Below are 20,894 nucleotides of genomic sequence, written 5' to 3'. Positions count from 1 at the left end.
GCCTACTCCATGGCCTGGATGTCGCGGACCAGCCGCTTTTGCAGGTCTGTGACGACGAAGCGCTCCCACACGGGGGCCATCAGGGCGCGGAACGGTTCGACGTCCACGTCCTCGATCAACTGACAGCCGGCGGCGATCACCTTGGCGCGGGACGTCGCCTCTCGGGCGTCCCATAGGCCGCGCATATAGGGCACGCTCTCATCGGCGCAGGTCCTGACCAGATCCCGGTCGGCCGGCGTCAGCCGATCCCATGTGCGCTGGGACATGACCAAGACCTCGGGCGCCATGACGTGGCCGGTGGCGGTGAAATAGCGCGCCACCTCGTGGTGCCGCGTGTCGTCGTAGGACGGCATATTGTTCTCGGCGCCGTCCACCACCCCTTGCACCAGGGCCTGATAGACCTCGCCGAAGGGAATGGGCGTGGGATTGGCGCCCAGGGCCCGCACCATGGCGACGTAGAGGTCCGAGGGCTGCACCCGAATCTTCATCCCGGCGAGATCCTTAGGCGTCCGAACAGGGCGGAGCCGGTTGTAGAAAGACCGCTGGCCGGAATCGTAGAAGCACAGACCGATCAGACCGTGGGGCCGAAGGGTCTGAAGGATGGCGCGGCCCGGCGCGCCGTCCAAGGATCGGCGCATGTGGTCGGTGGACCGGAACAGGAAGGGCAGAGCCGGAACGAAGGTCGTGGGCTCGATCACGTTGAGCGGCGCCAGATTGACCCGGTTCAGATCCAGGCCTCCGAACATGGTGATCTCAAGGGTGTCGCCCTCCCCGCCCAGCTGACCGCCGGGGTAGTTGCGCAGGCGCAAGCGTCCGTCGGTGCGTCTGGACAGAAGTTCGCCGAAATAATCGACGGCCTGGACGGTGGGATAGCCGGCGGCGTGAGTGTCCGCGCCGCGCAGGGGACGTTCCCCGATCGCCTGGCTGCAGGCTGCAGCCCCCAGCAGCAGGGGCGCGGCCAGGGCGGCGCGTCGTGTCGGGATCGGTGTCATAGCTTGTACGCCTGTTTCACAAGAGCATAGGTCAGGGCGTGGGCGACCTCGTGCGCCTCGTCTTCCTCTATTCGGTGCTCGACGACGAGCCGGGCCAGGAAGCCGCAATCCATGCGGCGGGCCACGTCGTGACGGGCCGGGATCGACAGGAAGGCGCGGGTGTCGTCGTTGAAGCCGACGGTGTTGTAGAATCCGGCTGTCTCGGTGACCTGTTCGCGGAAGCGCCGCATCCCCTCGGGGCTGTCGTGAAACCACCAGCTCGGCCCCAGCTTCAGCGCGGGATAGTGGCCGGCCAGGGGCGCCAGTTCGCGGCTGTAGGCGGTCTCGTCCAGGGTGAAGAGGATCAGCGACAGGCGGCTGTCCGACCCGAACCGGTCCAGCAGCGGCTTCAGCGCCCGGACGTAATCGGTCCGGGTCGGGATGTCGCAACCCTTGTCGCGTCCGAAACGGTTGAAGACGGTGGCGGAGTGATTGCGGAAACTGCCGGGGTGGAGCTGCATCACCAGACCGTCCTCAATCGACATGGCGGCCATCTCGGTCAGCATCTGACCCCGGAACAGTTCGGCGTCGGCGGCGCTGGCCGGGGCGGTGGAGACGCGACGGAACAAGGCCTCGGCCTCGGTCCTCGACAGGTCGGCCGTAAACGCGGTCGGGTGGCCGTGGTCGGTCGAGGTGGCGCCCATCGCGATGAAGACCGCGCGGCGATCGCGCAGCGCCTGCAGATAGCCGTCCCATGACAGGGTATCGCGCCCAGTCTGTTCGGCCAGGACCTTCAGATTGTCACGGAAGCCTTCGTAATCCGGATCCAGCACAGGGTCGGGGCGATAGGCGGTCAGCACCCGCCCCTTCCAGCCCGAGGCCTTAATGGCCTTATGGTGTTCCAGCGTATCGAGCGGGCTCTCGGTCGTGGTCAGGACCTCAATATTAAAGCGATCGAACAGGGCGCGAGGCCGGAAGGCGTCGGTCTTCAGCGCGGCGTCGATGACGTCGTAATAATGGTCCGCCGTCTCGGCCGACAGGCGCAAGTCGATGCCGAAAGCCTCGGCATAGACCCAGTCATGCCACATCCGCGACGGCGTGCCGCGGAACAGGTGATAGTTCTCGGCGAACCGGCGCCAGATCGCACGCGGATCGGACTCGACCGGGCCGCCGTCTGCGCCCTCGGGACCTTGCAAGGGCACGCCCAGGTCTTCCATCGCCATCCCCTGCGAGTGCAGCATGCGAAAGACGTAGTGGTCGGGGGTGATCAACAGTTCGGCCGGATTGGCGAAGGGCTCGTTCAAGGCAAACCAGCTCGGGTCCGTATGGCCGTGCGGACTGATGATCGGCAGGCCCCTGATCTCGGCATACAGACGCCGCGCGATCGTGCGGGTGTCGGCGTCGGCCGGGAACAGGCGGTCCGGGTTGAGACGAAGAGGATGCGGCATAAAGGAATCCTTCGAAACCGAGCGGCCTACGGGAAGATATGCCACCGGTTACCAATACAGGCGAGGCGATTAGGCTGGAGTTCTCGCGCTCGGCAGCACGAAGGCGGCGGACGGCCGCGCCCGCCGGTCAAACGCGGCGGCGCGGACAGAGCCCCGGAAGGGACTGACCCGGTTGTAGCGGCAGCCGACGGAACAGCGCCCCTCGCCCTGAGGCTTGAAGGCCAGAGGCGCCTGATCCTGCAAAACCCCGTCGACGAAACTGCTGTAGAGGCCGTCGCCGAAGGTCTGGGCCACATGGAACCAACGCCCGACCGGGAACCGCTTGGCCTCGGTGATCAGGGTGTGGCTATAGCCCGGTCCCTTGGCGAAGGCGTCCAGCCACCATTCGCCGTCACGGGTCCGGATCTCGAACAGGATGCGGGTGTCCGTCGGCGTTCCATCGGGCCCGATCTCCTGAAGATGGAACCACCGCTGCTCGAACGCGCCGCCCTCGGGTCGGAACAGGGCTTCGAAGGTGAATGCGGTCGCACCAGCGAGCGGATGGGTGTCCAGGAACAGGGCGTCGTTCTGGCCGTCGAAGCGCACCCCGTTTCCCCAAGGCGTCTCCACCAGGGCCGGCGCGCCCTCGACATGCAGAGCAAGCCCATCGACCTGGCGCAGATTATCGAAGGTCCAGACCCGCGCACCGTCTCGAGCGCCGTTTAGCGAGACGGCGGCGCGCCCCATCGTCGCGCATCCTCCCGCCGCGAGGCCCAGACCGGCGGCGGCGGCGCGCCTCGTGATCATTCCGTCTCTCCCAGGCAGGGGAAGGAGGGCGCCGCGTGAACGGCGCCCGGGCAATCAGAACCGGTAACGCGCGCCCACATAGAGCTGACGGCCGGTATGGTGATAGACATAGGTGCTGTCGCGCGACTCGCCGAGATCGCCGTGGTTCTGGCGGTTCTCCTCGTCCGTCAGATTCAACCCCTCCACCGACAGGCTCAGATTGTCAGTGAGGTTATAGGAGGCCGAGGCGTCGATCGTCGTCGTTTCCGACTTGCCCTGGAAGGGGATCAGGCCGGCGCCGCCGTTCGAACCGGGAATGTTCTGATAATAGCCGTCGCGGTAGGCGGCCGATATCCGGGCGCTCAGCTTGCCGTCATCATAATACAGGGTTGCGTTCCAGGCCTCGGGCGACAGATTCACCAAGTCCTCAGGCACGATCACACTGCAGTCGGGCGTCGTGCAATATTCAATCGTCGATTCGACGTGGGTGTAATTCAGCAGCGTTCCGAGATTGGAGAACGGCCCCGGCAAGAAGCTGAAGGTCTGCTGGTAGCTGATCTCAAACCCCTTCAAGGGGCCGCCTTCCGTATTGCTGGGCGTGCTGAACGCAAACGAAAGGGCCGCGTCGCGCGCGCCGGCCGGGAAGGCGACCGGATTCAGAGCGGTAAGCTGAGCATAGGTCAGATCCTCACGCGTCGTCTGCACGAAGGTCGAGATGTCCTTGTAGAAATAGGCGAAGGACAGCAGGGCCTCAGGAGCGAAATAATATTCGACGGACAGGTCATAGGTCTTGGCGCGGAAAGGCTCCAACTCGACGTTGCCCAGTGACGCCGTGTTGTTGGCGGCGTTGGCGGCGCTCAAAGCAAAGACCGGCACCAGGCTGGTGACCGGGGGTCGCGACATGACCTTGGCCGCGCCGAAGCGCACGATCAGGTCCTCCATCGGCTCGATCGCGAGGTTCAGCGAGGGCAGGGTGTCGTCATACTCGTTCTCGCCCGTCACCGGGGTCGCGACGCCACCGACGTTGGAATAGCCCAGGGCTTCGACTTCCGTCTTCACCTGGCGCACGCCGATGTTGCCGCGGAAGGGCAGACCCATCAGCTCAGTGTCCCAGTCAGCCTGAACGAACGCTCCGGTGTCGGTTTCCTTGACGTCGCGCCAGTTGCCATAGGTCGAGGTATTGCCGTTCAGACCGATCAACCGGAAATCGCCGCCCGCAACCCCAGTGTCGCAGTTGCACTGGTAGTTCCAGACGTCCTGCAGCGCGGCGAGATCCGGCCGAACCCACGAGGTCGCCGAGCCCGCCGGCAGATCAAGATTGCGACCAAAACCTTCCAGAAGATTGGTGACGTCGGCCACGGAGACGCCCGCCGGCAGGTTCGGCGAGCCGTTGGCCAGGCGCGCAAATGCGGTGCTGCTGGACTCATATTCCTTACGGCTGACGCCGGCCTTCAGGGTCAGCCAGTCATTGACGTCGAATGCGAACGCCGCTTCGCCCGTCGTATAGACGTTCTCCTGGAAGTTGGAGCTGGCGCGCAACTCTGAACGGGGCTGAGCGCCGGTCGGCCCCACGACCGACCACTGCGCCGGGTCGGTGACGTCAAAGCCCCAGTTGATGGCGGGCAGATTGCGGTTCTCGCGGAAGTCGTAGGAATAGCCGTCGACGTTCTGGCGATCAATGATGGCGCTGACCTGCACGGGATTGCCGAAGCTGGACTCTGCGCGACCGATCAGACCGTCAAAACGCAGCCGGTCGGAGAACTCATGCTCGACCGCAAACGTCATCTGCTTGAACTCGGTCTCCAGCACGTCGAACCGCTGCTCGCTACGGATGTCCATGTCGTCGAGTTGGGCGTAGATCATTTCGCCCGTGTCGGGATCGATCTCGAAATCGACGATATCGACCTGAGGTTTGCCGCCCTGACTGGCGTTACGGCTCAGCGACCAGGCTTGAAGGAAGTTCTCGCTGCGGGTCGAATCCAGCTTCGAGTACAACATATCCATGGTGAACAGGGTCGGTCCATTGCCTGGACGCGCCTGCAACGACAGGGTCGCGCCTAGACGTTCCTGACCATGTTCCAAACTGCCGTAGCGCGGAATCCGGGGGTGGTAGGTGGTCGTAGGGCTGGGCAGGACGCTGGTGTTCTGGAAGCCGGAGTCGCCGCTCGCAGGCCCCCAGCGTACCGAGCTGAAACCCTCTTCAAGGCTGTCGCGCTCGCTGTAGGCGATGGAGAACAAGGCCCCGAGTTGGTCGTCGGCCCAGGTGTTGGAGACCAAGGCCGCGAAGCGGGGGCTCCAGTCCTCGGACAGATCATTATAGCCATACTGGCCCGAGATCGCGCCCTGGAACCCCACCTTGTCGAACGGACGGCTGGTTCTCAGGTCCACAGTGGCGCCCAGAGATCCCTCCTCGATTTCAGCCGAAGAGGTCTTACGCACGGTGATGTTGTTGAACAGCTCGGAGGCGAAGACATTGAAGTCAAAGCCCCGCCCCCGGTTTACGCCGCCCGAGGAGTCTGTCGCCCCGGTCGAAGCCTGAGCTTCGACGCCATTGATGCGGGTGCGGGTAAACTCAGAGCTCAACCCGCGCACTGTCAGGCTACGCCCTTCGCCTGCGTCCCGGTCGATGGAGACACCGGGAATACGCTGGATCGACTCTGCCAGGTTGGTGTCGGGGAAGTCGGCGATGTCTTCAGCGGAAATCGCATCGACGACGCCGGCCTCGCGCCGCTTGATGTTCAGGGCGTTCTGAAGGCTGGCGCGGAAGCCGGTGACGACGATCTCGCCCACTTCGGCGGCGTCCTCGGTTGCAGCCTGCCCCGTCCCGGCGGTCTGGGCTGCGGCGTCATGCGCCATGACAGCCAGGGTCAAGGCGCCGATCGAAGCGGTGGTCGTCAGTGCGCGACGCACGAATTTGTGGCGTTGGTTCATTTGAAAATCTCCTCCCAGGTATGGCGCTCAGGGATCGTATCGTCCCCGTTTCACCGCCCGCTGCTGGCGGGCGACACCGGTGTCAGTTCTGGTTTGCCAAATTACTGCTACCGGTGTCATAGAAGTTGTACGCACAGTTGCGGTCCCGTGGCAAGAACAAGGCGGCAGCTTGTCCCGCCTGACATCTCGCGCGGCTTGGCCGAAATGAAAGCACATAACAAACGGCGCGACAGACAGCCGACCAAGGACAGGAAGCGCAATGACCCAAGCTTATGACGTTCAGACCAGAACTCCCTCGCCCCGCATCAGCCGTCGCTCGGCCCTGGCGACAGGGATTGTCGCGGCGGCGCTGCCCGGCTCCGTCCTTAGCGCATCAAGGGCCGGCGATCCCCGCGTCCAGACGACAGCCGGACCGGTCGTCGGAATTCGCCAGCAGGCCATCAGCGTCTTCAAGGGCCTGAGATACGGCGCGCCGACAAAACGGTTTCAACCGCCCCAGCCGCCGACGCCGTGGCGCGACCCCGTCCCGGCCGCCACATTCGGCGCCGCCAGCCCCCAGCGCGGCAGCGAACCGAACCAGAGCGAGGACTGTCTATTCCTGAACGTCTGGACCCCGGCGACGGACGCCGGACGACGACCAGTCATGGTCTATATTCACGGCGGCGCCTATGCGACCGGCTCGGGCAGTCACCCCCTCTACGACGGGTCACGCCTGGCCGAGCACGGCGACGTAGTCGTGGTGACGCTGAACCATCGGCTGAACGTCTTCGGCTACGCCTATCTGGCGCGGCTGGCGCCGGGATTCGAGGATTCGGGCAATGTCGGGCAACTGGACCTGATCCTCGCTCTGCGCTGGGTACGGGACAATATCGCGGCCTTCGGAGGCGATCCGAACCGGGTGATGCTGTTCGGCCAGTCCGGCGGCGGGGCCAAGATCGCCACCCTGATGGCCACACCGGCCGCCCAGGGCCTGTTCCACCGCGCCGCGACCATGAGCGGTCAGCAGGTCACCGCCTCCGGCCCCATCAACGCCACGACCCGCGCCACGGCCTGGCTGAAGGCCCTAGACCTGACGCCGGACCGCGCGACGGAAGCGGCGACGATGCCGATCGAGCGCCTGCTGGAGGCCCAGACCACCGAAGACCCGATCCTGGGCTTCGGCGGCCTGTATTTCGGTCCGGTGCTCGATTTCCGCACCCTGCCCCGCCATCCCTTCTATCCCGACGCCGCGCCTCTGGGGCGGTCGATCCCGATGATCATCGGCAATACCCGCGAAGAGACCCTGGGGTTCATGGGCGACGATCCCAGGAACATCGGACTGACCTGGGACACCCTGGCCGCCCGGCTGACGCCCGGCGTCATGCGGATCGACATCACGCCCGAGGCCGTGATCGCCGCCTATCGCGCCATGCACCCCGGCTGGTCGCCGGACCAGGTGCTGATCGCCGCGACGACGGCCGGCCGATCTTGGCGCGGCGCAGTGATAGAGGCGGAAGAACGGGCTCGCGCCGGCGCCCCCGCCTGGGTCTACCAACTCGACTATCCGGGCACGATGCCATCTGGCCGCAAGGGCGCCTTCCACACGGCCGACATCCCCCTGGTGTTCGACAATGTGACTTCGCCGGAGTCGCGGGTAAGCGGCCCCGGCGCACAGACCGTCTCGGATGCGATGCGAAAGGCCTTCGTCGCCCTGGCGCGAGACGGCGATCCGAACCACACCGGCCTGCCGCGCTGGGACCGCTACGAACTGCCGCGCCGCCAGACGATGCTGTTCGACGTCACCTCGCAGATGGCCGACGACCCGCGCGGCGACGAGCGCCAGTTCTTCTCGGCCATCCCCTATATCCAGCCCGGAACCTGAGCGCGTTTCCCTAGGGTTCGAGCTCGATGTCCCAGTAGAGGTAGTCGAGCCAGCTCTGGTGCAGATAGTGAGGCGGGAAACGGCGGCCTGCTTCCTGGAGCTGCCAGGCGTTGGGGCGGTAGGGTTCGCGGCGGATCGGCATCATGGCCTGACGCGGGGTGCGGCCGCCCTTGGTCAGGTTGCAGGGGCCGCAGGCGGCGACGATATTCTCCCAGGTCGTCCGGCCGCCGTGCGAGCGGGGGATGACGTGGTCGAAGGTCAGCTCGGTCGATTCCCCGCAGTACTGACAGGCAAAGCCGTCGCGCAGGAAGACGTTGAAACGGGTGAAGGCGGGGCTGCGATCCTGATCGACATAGTTCTTCAGCGCGATGACGCTGGGCAGTTGCATCTCCATCGACGGAGAGCGGACCACCTTGTCGTACAGCGACACCACGTCCACCCGGTCCTGATAGACCGCCTTGACCGCCTCTTCCCACGGCCAGAGCGACAGCGGGTAGTAGGACAGCGGCCGGAAGTCCGCGTTCAGAACGAGGGCGGGGAAGCCCGACGGCGGTCGGTGGAGGACCTGCATCAGGCCCTCCCGTTCGCGGCGGGGGGTATGGAAGCTACAGGATTGAAGACGCGTCTCCTTCCCTAAGTCCGAGGCGTTTAGCCTACGCCCGATTCGAAGACGCCGCCATGACGAAGAGACGACGAAATGGGCTCAATTTCGCTCCGGGAAGCCCGGCAGGGTCCAGCCCCAGCGCAGAGCCCCGGCTCGCAGCATGAAGCCGGCGAGGGCGGCGACGATGGCGGCGGGCCAGATCGGCGCCTCGGGAATCCGCAGGATGATATAGAGGGTCGCCGCCAGTATGGCCGCGGTGACATTGATCTCGCGCCGCAACAGGATCGAGGGCTGGCCCGCCAGAGTGTCGCGCACCACACCACCGAAACAGGCGGTCAGAGTGCCCATGACGATACAGATCAGCGGGTGGGCGCCGGCCGCCTCGGCCTTGGCCGCCCCCATCACGCCATAGGCGCCGAGACCGACGGCGTCGAGCCACAGCAGGGCGCGGAACCGCCAGTCGCGCTGACCGATCAGCCAGATGGCCACGGCCGCCAGCAGGCAGATCGCCATATAGCGCCAGTCCTGAACCCAGAAGACGGGCAGGCCCAGCAACAGGTCGCGTAGGGTGCCGCCTCCGACTCCGGTGATGGCGGCGAAGAAGGCGAAGGTGATGACGTCGTGCTTCTCGCGCGCGGCGGCCAGGGCGCCGGTCGCCGCGAAGACCGCCACCCCGGCGAAGTCCAGGGCGGAAAGCACCGTGCGGGGATCGCGCAGGGGCTCGGTCAGGGTGGGATCGAGCGGGGTCACGCGGTCAGGTCCTCCAGAGCGATCTCGCCCCGCTTGACGCCGCCATACCACCCCCACAGCAGATGTGCAGCCACACCGCGATGCGGTCGCCAGACCTCGGCGCGGACATAGGCCTGTTTCTCGGTCGGGCGAAGTTCAGCGCGGTCGGCCCAACGCATCGCCTCTTGAAGCGCCACGTCGCCGCCTGGAAAGACGTTCAGCCGGCCCTCGCAAAACATCAGATAGGTCTCGGCCGTCCACTTGCCGACACCCTTGATCGCAGTCAGGGCGGTGATCGCTTCCTCGTCGGACAGGGTTTGCATGTGCTCCAGATCGATGCGGCCCTCGACCTGGGCCAGGGCGATCTCGCGGCCGTATTTCGCCTTCTGGCCCGACAGACCAAAGGCGCGCAGGGCGTCGATGTCGTGGGCCAGCACGGCGTCCGGCGTCACCGTTCCGCCCAGTCCCTGAATGGTGCGCGCCCAGATCGAGGCGGCGGCGGCGACGGACACCTGTTGCTCGACGATCATGCGGAACAGGCCTTCGTAGCCGCCGGGCCGCAGCCGCCACTCGAACACCGGCGTCTGGGCGTGGGGGCGCGCCAGGGCGGGGTCGACGTCGGCCAGGGCCGCACGGGCGGCGGCGATGTCCTGGGCTGTGGGGGCGACGGGCATGCCCCCTGTATGACGCGGGTTCGCCGGTTGGGGAATGCGGGCTTAGCGCAAAACGGCTGTCAATGCGGGCCGCCAATAACTATTATTGGATCAAACGGAGTAGACGCCATGACGATGACCGTCGAATTGGGAGCCTTGGAACAGGTGGTGGAGAGCCTGGTCAAGGAAGGCCGATACGGCTCCAAGAGCGAGGTGCTGCGCACCGGCGTGCGACTGGTGCAAGAGCGGGAGGCCCGCTTGGCGGCCCTGCTGGGCAAGCTGGAAGAAGGGGTCCGGGCCGCCGATGAAGGGCGCGTTGAACCCATTGAGGTCGTGCGCGAGAAAATGCGGGCGCGATTCGGCTCAACGCCCGAATAATGAGAGTTATCGTCACCGAGCCGGCGTCGCAGGACCTGACCGACATCGGCCTTCATATCAGCCAGGACAATCCTGCCGCCGCCTTGGGTCTGATCGAAAAGCTTCTCGACGGCTGTCAGAGCTTGGCGGATTATCCACTGAGGTATCCGGAAACGGGCGTCTTGGGCCTGCGGAAGCGTCCGCTCGGCGCCTATCTGATCTTCTATCGCGTATCGGACAGGATAGAGATTGCTCGCATTCTCCACGCCGCGCGCGACTGGGCTCGCCTGCTGGACCCCGCGACAGACTGAAATGTTCGCCACCCGCTTCGCCCCCTCTCCCACCGGCCGACTGCACAAGGGACATGCCTTTTCGGCCCTGGCCGCGTGGTCGGCGGCGAAGGCGACGGGCGGACGGTTTGTGCTGCGGATCGAGGACATCGACCCCACGCGCTGTCAGCCGGAGTATGAGGCCGCTATTCTGGAAGACTTGGCATGGCTCGGGCTGGACTGGGAGACGCCGGTTCGACGCCAGTCGGAGCATCTTGCGGACTATGCCGCCGTCATCGACGACCTGCGCGGGCGCGGTCTTCTGTATCGCTGCTTCCGTACACGGACTGAGGTGCTCGCCGGTATCGGTGATGCGCCGCACGGGGCGATGGAGGCGGCCCGTCCCGGTCCCCATCCGGTGGACGAAGAAGCCCGTTTTCTGGACGCCGGACGCTCTTTCGCCTGGCGGCTGTCACTGGATCGGGCGCGGGAGGCTCTGCGCGAGGCGGGGTGGAGCGGGCTCCACTTCATCGAACAGGGTGCCGGTCCGAACGGAGAGACCGGCGTCGTGCCCGTCCGTCCGGATGCGGCGGGGGACGTGGTCCTGGCGCGCAAGGATACGGGTGTGGCCTATCATCTGGCCGTGACCCATGACGACGCCCTGCAAGGCATCGACCACGTCATCCGCGGCGAAGACCTTTTCGAGGCGACCCATGTGCAACGGCTGCTTCAGGCGCTGATGGGTTGGCCGGCGCCTTTCTATCGCCACCACCGCCTGCTGACGGGGCCCGATGGGCGGCGCTACGCCAAGCGGGACCGGTCAGTGACCCTGGCGGAGCTGCGGGCGGGCGGGCTGACGGCCGAGGCCCTGCGCGCCGAGTTAGGCTTCAGTCGCGACGGCTGAACAGGCGCGAAGCGCCGTAGCCGGTCAGGGCCGCCAGGACGACGCACAACAGGCCGTACAGCCAAGGGCGGCGATGAGCGAACTCGTAGATGTCGCGCTCGAGCCCGACCTTCTCGACCGTCAGGGTCATGTTGGACACCGACCGGGGCTCGCCGTCCTGGAACAGCCAGACCTCGGCATAGTATTTCCCGGTGGGGGCGACGGTCGGCAGCTTGACCTCGGCCCGGAACAGGCCGCGATCCACGAACTCGACCCCGTCGGGGTCTGTGTCATAGAGAGCCGCCGCCTCCTTCAGCCGGATCACGGCGCGCCGCCAGTCCAGATAGTCGTCGCCCAGACGGCTGACGACCACGTCGCGCACGCCGTAGCGGGTCACGGTCCCGGCCTCTTCCGGCGCATCGATGCGTAGATGGTCCACCCCGACCCCGAGCCGACGGAGCTGGCCGAAGTCGGCGATATCGGACAGGGGGCGGGTCGAGGCGGTCATGTAGAAGCCGGGCGCGCCTTCGAACAGGACCGGACGGCTGTTCAGCCAGACGCCCATGTTGCGGGTCTTCTTGACCAGACGGACGGGCGCGTCCGGGCCGCGCACCACCACGACCACGTCGGCCGGCTGATCCGTCGGGTTGAAGACCGCGCCGTACAGGACGATGGAGGCGCCGGTGAAGCTGGAATCGACACGCACCTGGGCGTCGGTCAGGGCGGCGGCGACGCGCAGTTCGCCGGTCGTAGCCTCGGACCGGTCCGGCGCGGGCGCCTCTATCGCGGGCGGAGGTGGGGGAAGCGCCAGCATCAGTCCGAGATCCCCGGCGCCAGCAGGAAGATGTCGCTGGGCCGGACGAACAGCTCCAGCCCCATCTGTATGCCGACCAGCAGGACGATCAGCCCCAGGGCGGCGCGCAACTCCTCCGCCCGGAAACGGCCCGCGAAGCGCGCGCCGATCTGGGCGCCGACCACCCCGCCCAGCAGCAGGATGGTGGACAGAAGGATATCGACGGTCTGGTTGCGGCCGGCCTGGAGAATAGTGGTGATGGCCGTGGTGATGATGATCTGGAACAGGCTGGTGCCCACCACCGCCCCAGCCCGCATCCGCAGCACATAGAGCATGGCCGGCACCAGGATGAAGCCGCCGCCGACCCCCATGATGGCCGACAGGACGCCGGCGAAGACCCCCAGGCCGAACGGCGGCAGGGCGCTGATATAGAGACCCGACTTGGGGAATTTCATCCGCAGCGGCAGGCCGTACAGCCACAGGGGCCGGCGTCGGTCCTTGCGCGGCGCCGGCTCGCCGCGTCGGCGACGCAGAATCTCGGTCAGGCTCTCGTGCAGCATCAGGGAGCCGATGACGCCGAGGAAGATCAGATAGGACAGGGCCACGACCAGATCGGCCTGGCCCAGAAGCCGCAGATAGCGGAACAGTTCGACGCCCGCGACCGCGCCCACGGCGCCGCCCGCCGCCATGACGCCGCCCATCTTGAAGTCGACCGCGCCCTGGCCGGCGTAGCGGATGACGCCCGAGGTCGAGGAGGCGACCACGTGGCTGGCCTGGCTGGCGACGGCGACGGTGGGAGGAATGCCCATGAAGACCAGGATCGGCGCCATCAGGAAACCGCCGCCGATGCCGAACAGGCCCGAGACGAACCCGACCACCGCCCCCAGAATCACCAGGGTCGGCCAGTTCACCGAAACCTCGGCGATCGGCAGATAGATGTCCAAAGGACGCGCCTTCGGCTGGAGCGGGACGGGAGACGCCGAAAGGCGCCGGGTGATCTTTAGCGACGCGGGCGACGCGCCGCCACCCATACGCGCAAAGGTTTAAGATCTAACCCTAGGGCGCTAACCCTGAGCCTGCACCTGCTGACGCACGAAGGCGTCGGCGGCGGTGCGGGCGGCGCGCTGGGCGGTGGCGGAGGCCGCGGGGCGAAGGCGGGTCACCGCCGTCTGGGCCTCGCTGTCGCCGTTGCGCGCGGCAATCATATACCACTTCAAGGCCTCGGTGGGGTTCTTGGCCACGCCGTCGGCGCCGGTCTCATAGATACGGGCCACATTGTACTGGCTGTCGGTCAACCCGCGCTCGGCCGCACGGAGCAGCCAGATCAGGCCCTCGGCCTGGTTGGCCACGCCGCCGTCGCCTTCGTAGAGTTGCATCCCATAGAGGTGCATGCCGCCGGGGTCGCCGGCCTCGGCCGCGCGGCGGCCCCATTGGCGGCTTTCGGCGGGATTGGCGGAGACGCCGTTGGCGCCCGTCAGATAGAGCTGGCCCAGATAGGTCTGGGCGGGGGCGTAGCCGAGGTTGGCGGCGCGTTTCAGCTCTTCGACGCCCTCCATGTCGCCGCCTTCGATCCGGCCCACGGCGCGCTCGAACTCGGCGGCGCCGGCGTCAGAGGTCGGGACGGCGTCGGTCGGCGTGATCGCCATGGCGATCGGCGTGTCCGAAGTGGTGGTCGAGGTTGGGGCGGCGAGCGTTCCCGTCAGGCCGGGCAGTTCGATGTCAGGCAGGCCCGATCCGTCGGCGATGGTCAGGAAGGCGTAGCCGCCGCCGGTCAGGGCCACGGCCGTCACCGAGGCGAGGAAAGCCTTCTTGACCGTCGATCCGTCCCGAGCGGCCTGTTTGTCCAGCCGCTCCTGCAGCTTGGACTTGCCGCCGCGCTTGGGCGCCAGGCCGAAGCCCTGGCGAGGCGGGGCCTCCGCCGGCAGGGCGGGCGTGATCATGGCTGCGCGAGCGGCGTCGATGGTGCTGCGGGTCGAGGCGGCGCGACCGGCGGCGGCGGCGGCGCCCATGCTGGCCCGGATCCGGCGCGGATCGACGAACTCGGTGTCGCCCCGGAAGTCGTCGTCGCCGTCCGGCATCGCCGGAGCAACCGGAGCGACGGTCTTGGCGACCGGCGCTTCAGGCGAAGCGGCGAACCCGCCTGCCGTCGCGTCCAGGGCGTCGTCGACGTCGGCGCCGCCGAAGCCGGCGAAGGGCTGGATGACGGGCTCAGGCTCGGGCTCAGGTTCGGGCGCGGCCGCAAACGTCTGCGGTTCAGGCGCCGGCTCTGGCCGGGCGGGTTCGGCCATGACGGCGGCCGAGGGCGCAGCCGGGAAGGGCGTGGCCATGGCCGCTTCGGGCGAGACGGGATCGACGGACCAGTCGTCGTCCGCGTCGAACGAGTCCTCGGGGAAGACCGTCGAGCGCCAGTCAGCCTCGACCGGGGCGGAGACGGAGGCCGCGACGGCGCGTTCGGCGACGGCGCGCCGCGTCGGTTCGGCCGGTTCGCTGTCGGGAATGTCCAGCGAGGCGTCGTCCCGGGATATGGTCTGGCGTCGCGCATCCATGGTGTCGCGCGCCTCGGCAACCAGACGGGCCGTGCGTTCCTCGCTGAGACGCATCCGCTCGGCCAGTTCGCCGGAGGCGCGGTCGTAGCGCTGCTCGATCTTTTCCGAGCTTTCCGACAGGCGGCGCGCGATGTCGTCCAGCGCCTGCTGCGAGCGGCGCTCGGACTGGGAGATGCGGTCGCTGAGCTGGTCCGAGATACGGGTGATCTCGCCGCCTAGCTTTTCGAGCGCCAGGGCGTGGCGGTCGTCGCTGGCGGTCAGGCGCTGATCGACGCGGTCGACGTGGCGGGCGAACTCCTGGTCCACACGTTCAGCGTGGCGCGACAGGTCGGCGTCGACCTTGCGGCTGACCAGGTCGGTGACGCTGCGGGTGATGGCCTCGGCGCGGCCGACGGCCTCGCGCTCGACCGTCTGTACCCGGGCGTTCAGGTTCTGGGCGATCTTCAGGACCTCGCGGCCCATGGCTTCCAGCCCTTGCGCGCCCTTGATCTCGGACGCGTTCAACTGGTCGCCGACGGTGCGGACCGCCTGCTCGATCCGGTCGATGCGCGCGCCTGTCTCGGCGGCGTCGAGACGTTGCATCATCTCGGCGCGGTTGTTCTCGATCTGGCGAGAGAGGGTCTCGGCCAGTTTCTCGAAGCGGGCGGAGTCGCGCACGCCCTCGGGTTCGACGCGGCCTTCGGCGGCGCGGAGCCGCTGGTCCAGTTCGGCGAAGGAGCGTTCGAGCGTCTTCAGCGCCTCGGTGGTGCGGCTCTGGGCCTGGTCGAGGCGCGCCCCGACCTGGACCAGCAGGTCCGTTCCGACGCCGGGTCCGGCGGCCTTTTCCACCGCCTCCATCCGCTGGCGCAGTTCAGAGACGCCGGAGCGCTGACGCTCCTCGATGTCGTAAAGACGACCAGCCAGGGCGCCGAGGGTTTGCTCGACCTTGCCGAAGCTTTCCTGGACCTGAGGCCCAGTGTCGCGCTCGAAGGTGCGCAGGCGGCGGTGGCCCTCGCGCAGCTCTTCGGAAATCTCGTCGATCCGGCGGGCCTGGCCCTTGGTCTGGGCGTCCTGACCGTCGAGGCGGCGCACCAGGCCGGACACGGCCTGATCCACGCCCTGGATCGCCACGGTCGAGCGGCGCTCGGCGGCCTCAAGACGGGCGGCGATGGCGTCGATGGAGGCGCTGATCCGTTGCCAGCCCTCGTCGCCGGCGTCATAGGCGTCGTCGAGACGGCGGCTGCGGCCGCGACGTTCGAAGGTTTCGGAGGCGGCCGGACGACGCGGCAGGGTGGCGTACCCTTCGTCTTCGTCCTCCATGATCATGGAGTTCAGCCACTCGCCCAGGGTCATGCCCGAGCGGCGCGCAAGATCCTTGGCGACCTCGCGGGCCTTAGGATCAATACCCTTTACGCTCCAAGGCGCCGCTGCGCTCACTGATTCGGCTCCCGACCCATGGGAAGGAGGCTATAACGCCAATATCGAGGGTGTAAACGCATGGTTAACCGCTAGATGTTGCGGCGACTCGCCAGCCTGTGGACATCTCTGCATCAACCACGCCCGCTTCGCCTTGCATCCCCGCTGCGCCTGGGCCACCTGCGAGCCCATGAGCCTGACCACCACCCTGATCCTCCTGTGCGCCGCCCTGGCCGTCATGGTCTTCGCCGGCTGGCGCGGCGCGCGGCCGCCCGATCCATTCAAGGGACCGCGAATGGTCCCCTGGCGGTTCATCATGCTGGGCGCCGCCGCCCTGGCGATGCTGCTGCTGATCCATCTGGCCACCCTGTTCGGCGCCGAACGGCCGCCCTGGGTGTCCGCCCCCTGAGGGCGAGGAACGCCGCCGCCCCGTCCGACACGAAACGAGAAACGGCCCCTAAACAGGGTGACATGTGCCAGGCGCCATTTGCGCAAGCCAATGTTTCCAAGCGTCTTTTTTACTTCGCAAGTGGCACGGCGCCATCGGAGCACGGGTTCGGATGACGTCGAACTCCGAAAAATAGTCCAGGGGCCGATGGCGATGTCAAAGACCAGGTCAGGATCATAACCCGGCTTCGAGCCACGCCGTGTTGATCACGGCTTTTATTTTCAGACCTCTGAAAAGACAGAACTTAGTTTCCAGAATTGGGATGGCTGGCGGCGGTTCGCTCCCCTATCGGGGCCGCCCGCTCCCGACCGGCCGCCCCGTCCAGGCGATCCAGGAACCCGAGCGAGCCCGAGCGGTTGATCCTGCGAACCCCAGACAGGAGACGCACAATGGCCGACAAACTGACCCCCGCCGAGGCGGAAAAGGAATTCTGGAACAGCCTGAAAGAGTCCAACACAGGCATGTTGGGCCTGGACCAGGCCGGATACCACCATCAGCCGATGACCGGTTTCGGCGAGCCGGAGACCGGGACCATCTGGTTCTTCAGCCGCAATGACACCGACTTCGCCCGCGACGTGGCGGTCGGCGGTCAGGACGGCATGTTCTGCTACCAGGCCAAAGACGGCAAGGTTCAGGCCTGTATCCACGGCGCCCTGTCGATCGACCAGGACCGCGCGCGAATCGACAAATACTGGAACCCCGTCGTCGCCGCCTGGTACCCGGACGGCAAGGACGATCCGCACCTGACCCTGATCCGCTTCGACGCCGAGGACGGCCGGGTCTGGGTGTCGGACAAGGGCGCGCTGGGCTTCGGCTATCAGGTGATGAAGGCCAATCTGACCAAGACCCAACCGGACGTCGGCGGCGTGTCAGACGTGAACCTGCAATAGGTCAGGCGCGCTACGAAACGAGCTTAAAGCGAAAGGGGCGCGTCGAGATCCTCGGCGCGCTCCAGTTTTTGCGCGCCCTATGAACTAAGGTCGGTCGGTCGCATCGTTAGGCGTTCGCCTCGACAAGAGGCGGCTCGCCACCCTCCCACGGGGCCCAACTGTTCAGCGCCTGCTGAAACAGTCGAGCTGCCAGGGAGTCGCTCATCGGGGCGGCGGCGATGCGGGCCGCCTCGGAGGCTCTCAAATCCTCGATCTCGCGGCTAAGGAAGCTGACGCTGCCGGTGGGCCCTGAGGCCCTTTCAGCCAGATCCGCCCTAATCTGTTCGAGAGACGGCTGGTCGGGCGCCGCTTCCGGGCTCGGGGCGCCGGCTTCCTCGCGGCTGCTGTCCAGCATCCGCTCGAGCTCGGCCTTCAGCTCGGGAGGAATCTCGGAAACCTGCGCCGGATCGATCACGAGGTGACGGCCGACGATGAAGTCGTCGACGGACAGCGGCTGATCCGTATCCACGCCGCGCCGGGTCATCAGGACACGGTCGGTCGCATAGCCGGCGTCATAGGCGGCCGCGCGGCGCAGATCCGCCGAAGCCTCACGCTCCAACTTCGACACCAAACCGTCGCCGTCCGTGTCCGTTTGGGCAAACCAGTCGGCAAGATATTCCTGATCGGAAATGGATTCCGGCCCCGACTGGGCCTGGATCAGGGCGTTCAGGGTGTCGGCGCCGAATGTGTCGGCGGGCGTCATTTCGGCGCGGGTGACGCGACCGTCGGCATCGGTGTCGAAGGTTTCGAAAGCCTTGGAAACCTTGGCGTTTCCAGCATCGACGGCGCTGATTTCGTCGAGGGTCAGGGCGTCGTCGCCGTCGGTGTTCAGGCGGTCGAACAGCTTCTGATAGAGCTGTTGCGTGAGGGTGGAACCCGCAGCGGATATCGTGGTCATGGCCTCAGCCTCCCCAGGGCGCGACAAGCGTGACCGTAAGGAAGCAAGAGCCAGACCGCGCGACGCACGGTCTGGCGATCGTCAGATCGGGGTCAGCCCGCGAAACACCAGGCCAGGACCGCCTTCTGGGCGTGGATCCGGTTTTCGGCTTCGTCCCAGACCAGGGAGCGGGGGCCGTCGATGACGGCGTCGGTGACTTCTTCGCCCCGGTGGGCCGGCAGGCAGTGCAGGAAGACCGCGTCCGGGTCGGCGAGGTCCATCAGGGCCTCGTCCACCGCATAGGCCTCGAACGCCGCCAGGCGCGCCTCATAGTCCTGGTCGCCCATCGACACCCAGGTGTCGGTGACGACGACATCGGCGCCCTTGACCGCCTCGCGTGGGTCGCTGGTCAGGGTCACGGCGTTTCCGCCCTTGGCCAGGTCGCGCAGATCGGGATGGTATTCCGCCGGGCAGGCGACATTCAGGTGGAAGCCGAACTTGGGCGCCGCATGCATGAAGCTGTGGCAGACATTATTGCCGTCGCCGATCCAGGCGATGGTCTTGCCCGAGACCGGGCCGGAATGTTCCTCGATCGTTTGCAGGTCGGCCAGGATCTGGCACGGGTGCGACCGGTCGGTCAGGCCGTTGATCACCGGCACGGTCGAGACGCGGGCGAAGCGTTCGACGTCCTCATGGCTGTTGGCGCGGATCATGACGGCGTCGACCATGCGCGACAGGACGCGGGCCGTGTCCTCGACCGGCTCGCCCCGGCCCAACTGCATGTCCGAGGCTGTGGCGATGATGGCGGCGCCGCCCAGCTGGCGGATGGCCGCATCGAAGCTGAACCGGGTGCGGGTCGAGTTCTTCTCGAAGATCATGGCCAGGACGCGGTCACGGCCGGGCGCATCGGCGTCGGGACGCCCCTGGGGCCAGCCCTTGCGGGCGGCCTTTCGGGCGTGGGCGTCGTCCAGGATGGCGCGCAGGTCGGCGGCGTCCAGCTGATGGATGTCGAGGAAGTGGCGGGTCATTGCATCCTCCTGCCTCTCCCATTGGGAGTGGGCTTGAGCGCCTGAGCGCCGTAGGCGATCAGACTTGCGCGAAAGGGTGAGGGATGGGTTTCAGCCGGTGAGGTCGGGCCCTCACCCTTTCGCCTTAGCGCATCGCTGCGCTCTGCGAGGCTCAAGCCCTCTCCCGACGGGAGAGGGACGCTCACGCCGCCCACTTCTCGCGGGCGGCCTCGCAGGCGGCTTCGAACCGGGTGATCAGTTCGCGGGCTTCTTCCAGCGTCAGGTTCAGGGGCGGCAGCAGGCGCACGCAGTTGTCGCCGCCCCCGGCGATCAGCAGCTGTTGCGTGTCGCGCGCCAGGGCCATGAACTCGCGATTGTTCGGAACCAGTTTGACCCCGATCAGCAAACCCTTGCCGCGCACATCGACGATGACGTCCGGGAAGCGGGACTGAAGGCCCGCCAGCTGCTGCTTCAGATAGCCGGCGATCTCGTTGACGTTGGCCAGCAGCTCGGGCGTGTTGATCAGAGACAGGGCTTTCAGACCCACGGCCATGGCCAGGGGATTGCCGCCGAAGGTCGAGCCGTGGGCGCCGACCGTCATGCCCGAGGCCGCCTTTGCGGTCGCCAGACAGGCGCCGATGGGGAAGCCGCCGCCCAGGGCCTTGGCCACCGCCATGATGTCGGGCGACATGTCAGCCCACTCGTGGGCCCACAGCTTGCCGGTCCGGCCCATGCCGCACTGGACCTCGTCGAAGATGATCAGCACGCCGTGCTCGTCGCACAGGTCACGCAGGCCGCGCAGGCAATGTTCGGGTATGGCGCGGCAACCGCCCTCGCCCTGGACCGGCTCGACGATGATGGCGGCGGTCTTGGGATTGGCGATGGCGGCCTTCAGCGCGTCGTGGTCGCCCCACTTCAGCTGGTGGAAGCCCTGCATCGGCGGGCCGAAACCCTCGGTGTAGCTGGGGTTGGCCGCCGCGTTGATGGCGCCATAGGTGCGGCCGTGGAAGGAGCCGTCGAAGCCGTAGATGTCGATCCGCTCAGGCGCGCCGTTGGCGGCGTGATATTTGCGCGCCGTCTTCAGGGCGCACTCGACGGCTTCCGTGCCCGAGTTGGTGAAGAAGACCACATCGGCGAAGCTCGACTCGCACAGGGCGTCGGCCAGGGCTTCCTGGCCCGGAATGCGGAAGATGTTGGAGACGTGCCACAGCTTCTCGGCCTGATCCTTGACCGCCTGAACCAGTTCGGGGTGGGCGTGGCCCAGGCCGTTGGTCGAGATGCCGGCGACGCAATCGAGATATTCGGTCCCGTCGGTCGACCACAGTCGGGCGCCTCGGCCGCGTTCCACTTCCAGCGGCGCGCGATTGTAGACACCCATCAGATGGTTCGTGGACACGGGACTAAGACCTCCAAAAGCGATACGGCCCC

At 66.9% G+C, this 20,894-nt stretch carries 19 protein-coding genes; 6 read left to right on the top strand and 13 right to left on the bottom strand.

What is annotated here, in order from left to right:
- Positions 1-2: 2 nt before the first annotated feature.
- The 4 genes from ACW17X_RS14495 to ACW17X_RS14480 form a co-directional block, all read right to left on the bottom strand.
- The gene (locus ACW17X_RS14495; protein ID WP_492098435.1) at positions 3-992 is read right to left on the bottom strand and encodes a TRAP transporter substrate-binding protein; all 990 of its coding nucleotides are present in this window, start codon (positions 990-992) and stop codon (positions 3-5) included.
- On the bottom strand, positions 989-2,419 hold the full coding sequence (gene uxaC, locus ACW17X_RS14490; RefSeq protein WP_492098433.1) for a glucuronate isomerase: 1,431 nt from the start codon (positions 2,417-2,419) through the stop codon (positions 989-991). Before uxaC ends, ACW17X_RS14495 begins: the two co-directional genes overlap by 4 nt.
- 69 nt (positions 2,420-2,488) lie before the next feature.
- Complete coding sequence (locus tag ACW17X_RS14485) at positions 2,489-3,205, bottom strand: LamG-like jellyroll fold domain-containing protein (protein WP_492098431.1); 717 nt, start codon at positions 3,203-3,205, stop codon at positions 2,489-2,491.
- Positions 3,206-3,259: 54 nt separating this feature from the next.
- Positions 3,260-6,115, bottom strand: a complete 2,856-nt coding sequence (locus ACW17X_RS14480; RefSeq protein WP_492098429.1) for a TonB-dependent receptor — start codon at positions 6,113-6,115, stop codon at positions 3,260-3,262.
- A gap of 259 nt (positions 6,116-6,374) precedes the next feature.
- Here ACW17X_RS14480 and ACW17X_RS14475 point away from each other — a divergent pair, with 259 nt between their 5' ends.
- Positions 6,375-7,976 carry a carboxylesterase/lipase family protein gene (locus ACW17X_RS14475; protein ID WP_492098427.1) on the top strand — a complete coding sequence of 534 codons (1,602 nt, stop codon included), beginning with the start codon at positions 6,375-6,377 and terminating at the stop codon, positions 7,974-7,976.
- Positions 7,977-7,986: 10 nt separating this feature from the next.
- On the opposite strand, the gene ACW17X_RS14470 is transcribed toward ACW17X_RS14475, so the two are convergent.
- From ACW17X_RS14470 to ACW17X_RS14460, 3 genes are all read right to left on the bottom strand, one after another.
- The gene (locus ACW17X_RS14470; RefSeq protein WP_008264308.1) at positions 7,987-8,547 is read right to left on the bottom strand and encodes an HNH endonuclease; all 561 of its coding nucleotides are present in this window, start codon (positions 8,545-8,547) and stop codon (positions 7,987-7,989) included.
- Between the two features lie 132 nt (positions 8,548-8,679).
- Positions 8,680-9,330 carry a trimeric intracellular cation channel family protein gene (locus ACW17X_RS14465; protein ID WP_492098425.1) on the bottom strand — a complete coding sequence of 217 codons (651 nt, stop codon included), beginning with the start codon at positions 9,328-9,330 and terminating at the stop codon, positions 8,680-8,682.
- The gene (locus ACW17X_RS14460) at positions 9,327-9,983 is read right to left on the bottom strand and encodes a DNA-3-methyladenine glycosylase family protein (RefSeq protein ID WP_492098423.1); all 657 of its coding nucleotides are present in this window, start codon (positions 9,981-9,983) and stop codon (positions 9,327-9,329) included. Before ACW17X_RS14460 ends, ACW17X_RS14465 begins: the two co-directional genes overlap by 4 nt.
- Before the next feature lie 108 nt (positions 9,984-10,091).
- Between ACW17X_RS14460 and ACW17X_RS14455 the strand changes: the two genes are divergently transcribed.
- The 3 genes from ACW17X_RS14455 to gluQRS are packed head-to-tail and all read left to right on the top strand — an operon-like array spanning position 10,092 to position 11,492.
- Complete coding sequence (locus ACW17X_RS14455) at positions 10,092-10,340, top strand: type II toxin-antitoxin system ParD family antitoxin (RefSeq protein WP_492098421.1); 249 nt, start codon at positions 10,092-10,094, stop codon at positions 10,338-10,340.
- The gene (locus tag ACW17X_RS14450) at positions 10,340-10,630 is read left to right on the top strand and encodes a type II toxin-antitoxin system RelE/ParE family toxin (protein ID WP_492098419.1); all 291 of its coding nucleotides are present in this window, start codon (positions 10,340-10,342) and stop codon (positions 10,628-10,630) included. The genes ACW17X_RS14455 and ACW17X_RS14450 overlap by 1 nt, the downstream gene beginning before the upstream one ends.
- Position 10,631: 1 nt before the next feature.
- A complete protein-coding gene (gluQRS, locus tag ACW17X_RS14445) occupies positions 10,632-11,492 on the top strand; it encodes a tRNA glutamyl-Q(34) synthetase GluQRS (protein ID WP_492098417.1) in 861 nt (286 codons plus the stop codon).
- Here the strand turns inward: gluQRS and ACW17X_RS14440 are convergent.
- From ACW17X_RS14440 to ACW17X_RS14430, 3 genes are all read right to left on the bottom strand, one after another.
- Entirely contained in the window at positions 11,476-12,285 is an 810-nt protein-coding gene (locus tag ACW17X_RS14440; protein WP_492098415.1) for a TIGR02186 family protein, read from the bottom strand. The genes gluQRS and ACW17X_RS14440 overlap by 17 nt on opposite strands.
- Positions 12,285-13,208, bottom strand: coding sequence for a sulfite exporter TauE/SafE family protein (locus ACW17X_RS14435; RefSeq protein ID WP_492098413.1), 924 nt, complete (start codon positions 13,206-13,208; stop codon positions 12,285-12,287). The genes ACW17X_RS14440 and ACW17X_RS14435 overlap by 1 nt, the downstream gene beginning before the upstream one ends.
- A gap of 120 nt (positions 13,209-13,328) precedes the next feature.
- On the bottom strand, positions 13,329-16,226 hold the full coding sequence (locus ACW17X_RS14430) for an SEL1-like repeat protein (protein ID WP_492098411.1): 2,898 nt from the start codon (positions 16,224-16,226) through the stop codon (positions 13,329-13,331).
- Between the two features lie 169 nt (positions 16,227-16,395).
- On the opposite strand from ACW17X_RS14430, the gene ACW17X_RS14425 reads away from it, so the two are divergent.
- On the top strand, positions 16,396-16,614 hold the full coding sequence (locus ACW17X_RS14425; protein ID WP_492088970.1) for a hypothetical protein: 219 nt from the start codon (positions 16,396-16,398) through the stop codon (positions 16,612-16,614).
- Between the two features lie 428 nt (positions 16,615-17,042).
- A complete protein-coding gene (locus tag ACW17X_RS14420; protein WP_492098410.1) occupies positions 17,043-17,543 on the top strand; it encodes a pyridoxamine 5'-phosphate oxidase family protein in 501 nt (166 codons plus the stop codon).
- A 106-nt stretch (positions 17,544-17,649) separates the two neighbouring features.
- Here the strand turns inward: ACW17X_RS14420 and ACW17X_RS14415 are convergent, their stop codons facing one another.
- The 3 genes from ACW17X_RS14415 to ACW17X_RS14405 form a co-directional block, all read right to left on the bottom strand.
- Complete coding sequence (locus tag ACW17X_RS14415) at positions 17,650-18,480, bottom strand: EF-hand domain-containing protein (RefSeq protein WP_492098408.1); 831 nt, start codon at positions 18,478-18,480, stop codon at positions 17,650-17,652.
- A 92-nt stretch (positions 18,481-18,572) separates the two neighbouring features.
- Positions 18,573-19,487, bottom strand: coding sequence for an ornithine carbamoyltransferase (gene argF, locus ACW17X_RS14410; RefSeq protein ID WP_492098407.1), 915 nt, complete (start codon positions 19,485-19,487; stop codon positions 18,573-18,575).
- Between the two features lie 181 nt (positions 19,488-19,668).
- Positions 19,669-20,886: an aspartate aminotransferase family protein gene (locus ACW17X_RS14405; protein WP_492100478.1), complete on the bottom strand. Its 1,218-nt coding sequence runs from the start codon at positions 20,884-20,886 to the stop codon at positions 19,669-19,671.
- Positions 20,887-20,894 lie beyond the last annotated feature (8 nt).

It is taken from the genome of Brevundimonas sp. FV1ye4L (genome assembly GCF_058681255.1).
The sequence above is the reverse complement of the archived record's forward strand: the minus strand, read 5'-3'. Positions and strand labels throughout refer to the sequence as shown.

Excerpts from the sequence above, each read along its gene's own strand:
- ACW17X_RS14470 (WP_008264308.1), bottom strand. The coding sequence starts at position 8,547 with ATGCAGGTCCTCCACCGACCGCCGTCGGGCTTCCCCGCCCTCGTTCTG.
- argF (WP_492098407.1), bottom strand. The coding sequence starts at position 19,487 with ATGACCCGCCACTTCCTCGACATCCATCAGCTGGACGCCGCCGACCTG.
- ACW17X_RS14450 (WP_492098419.1), top strand. The coding sequence starts at position 10,340 with ATGAGAGTTATCGTCACCGAGCCGGCGTCGCAGGACCTGACCGACATC.
- ACW17X_RS14480 (WP_492098429.1), bottom strand. The coding sequence starts at position 6,115 with ATGAACCAACGCCACAAATTCGTGCGTCGCGCACTGACGACCACCGCT.
- uxaC (WP_492098433.1), bottom strand. The coding sequence starts at position 2,419 with ATGCCGCATCCTCTTCGTCTCAACCCGGACCGCCTGTTCCCGGCCGAC.
- ACW17X_RS14460 (WP_492098423.1), bottom strand. The coding sequence starts at position 9,983 with ATGCCCGTCGCCCCCACAGCCCAGGACATCGCCGCCGCCCGTGCGGCC.
- ACW17X_RS14415 (WP_492098408.1), bottom strand. The coding sequence starts at position 18,480 with ATGACCACGATATCCGCTGCGGGTTCCACCCTCACGCAACAGCTCTAT.
- ACW17X_RS14420 (WP_492098410.1), top strand. The coding sequence starts at position 17,043 with ATGGCCGACAAACTGACCCCCGCCGAGGCGGAAAAGGAATTCTGGAAC.
- ACW17X_RS14485 (WP_492098431.1), bottom strand. The coding sequence starts at position 3,205 with ATGATCACGAGGCGCGCCGCCGCCGCCGGTCTGGGCCTCGCGGCGGGA.
- ACW17X_RS14475 (WP_492098427.1), top strand. The coding sequence starts at position 6,375 with ATGACCCAAGCTTATGACGTTCAGACCAGAACTCCCTCGCCCCGCATC.
- ACW17X_RS14455 (WP_492098421.1), top strand. The coding sequence starts at position 10,092 with ATGACGATGACCGTCGAATTGGGAGCCTTGGAACAGGTGGTGGAGAGC.
- ACW17X_RS14425 (WP_492088970.1), top strand. The coding sequence starts at position 16,396 with ATGAGCCTGACCACCACCCTGATCCTCCTGTGCGCCGCCCTGGCCGTC.
- ACW17X_RS14495 (WP_492098435.1), bottom strand. The coding sequence starts at position 992 with ATGACACCGATCCCGACACGACGCGCCGCCCTGGCCGCGCCCCTGCTG.
- gluQRS (WP_492098417.1), top strand. The coding sequence starts at position 10,632 with ATGTTCGCCACCCGCTTCGCCCCCTCTCCCACCGGCCGACTGCACAAG.
- ACW17X_RS14440 (WP_492098415.1), bottom strand. The coding sequence starts at position 12,285 with ATGCTGGCGCTTCCCCCACCTCCGCCCGCGATAGAGGCGCCCGCGCCG.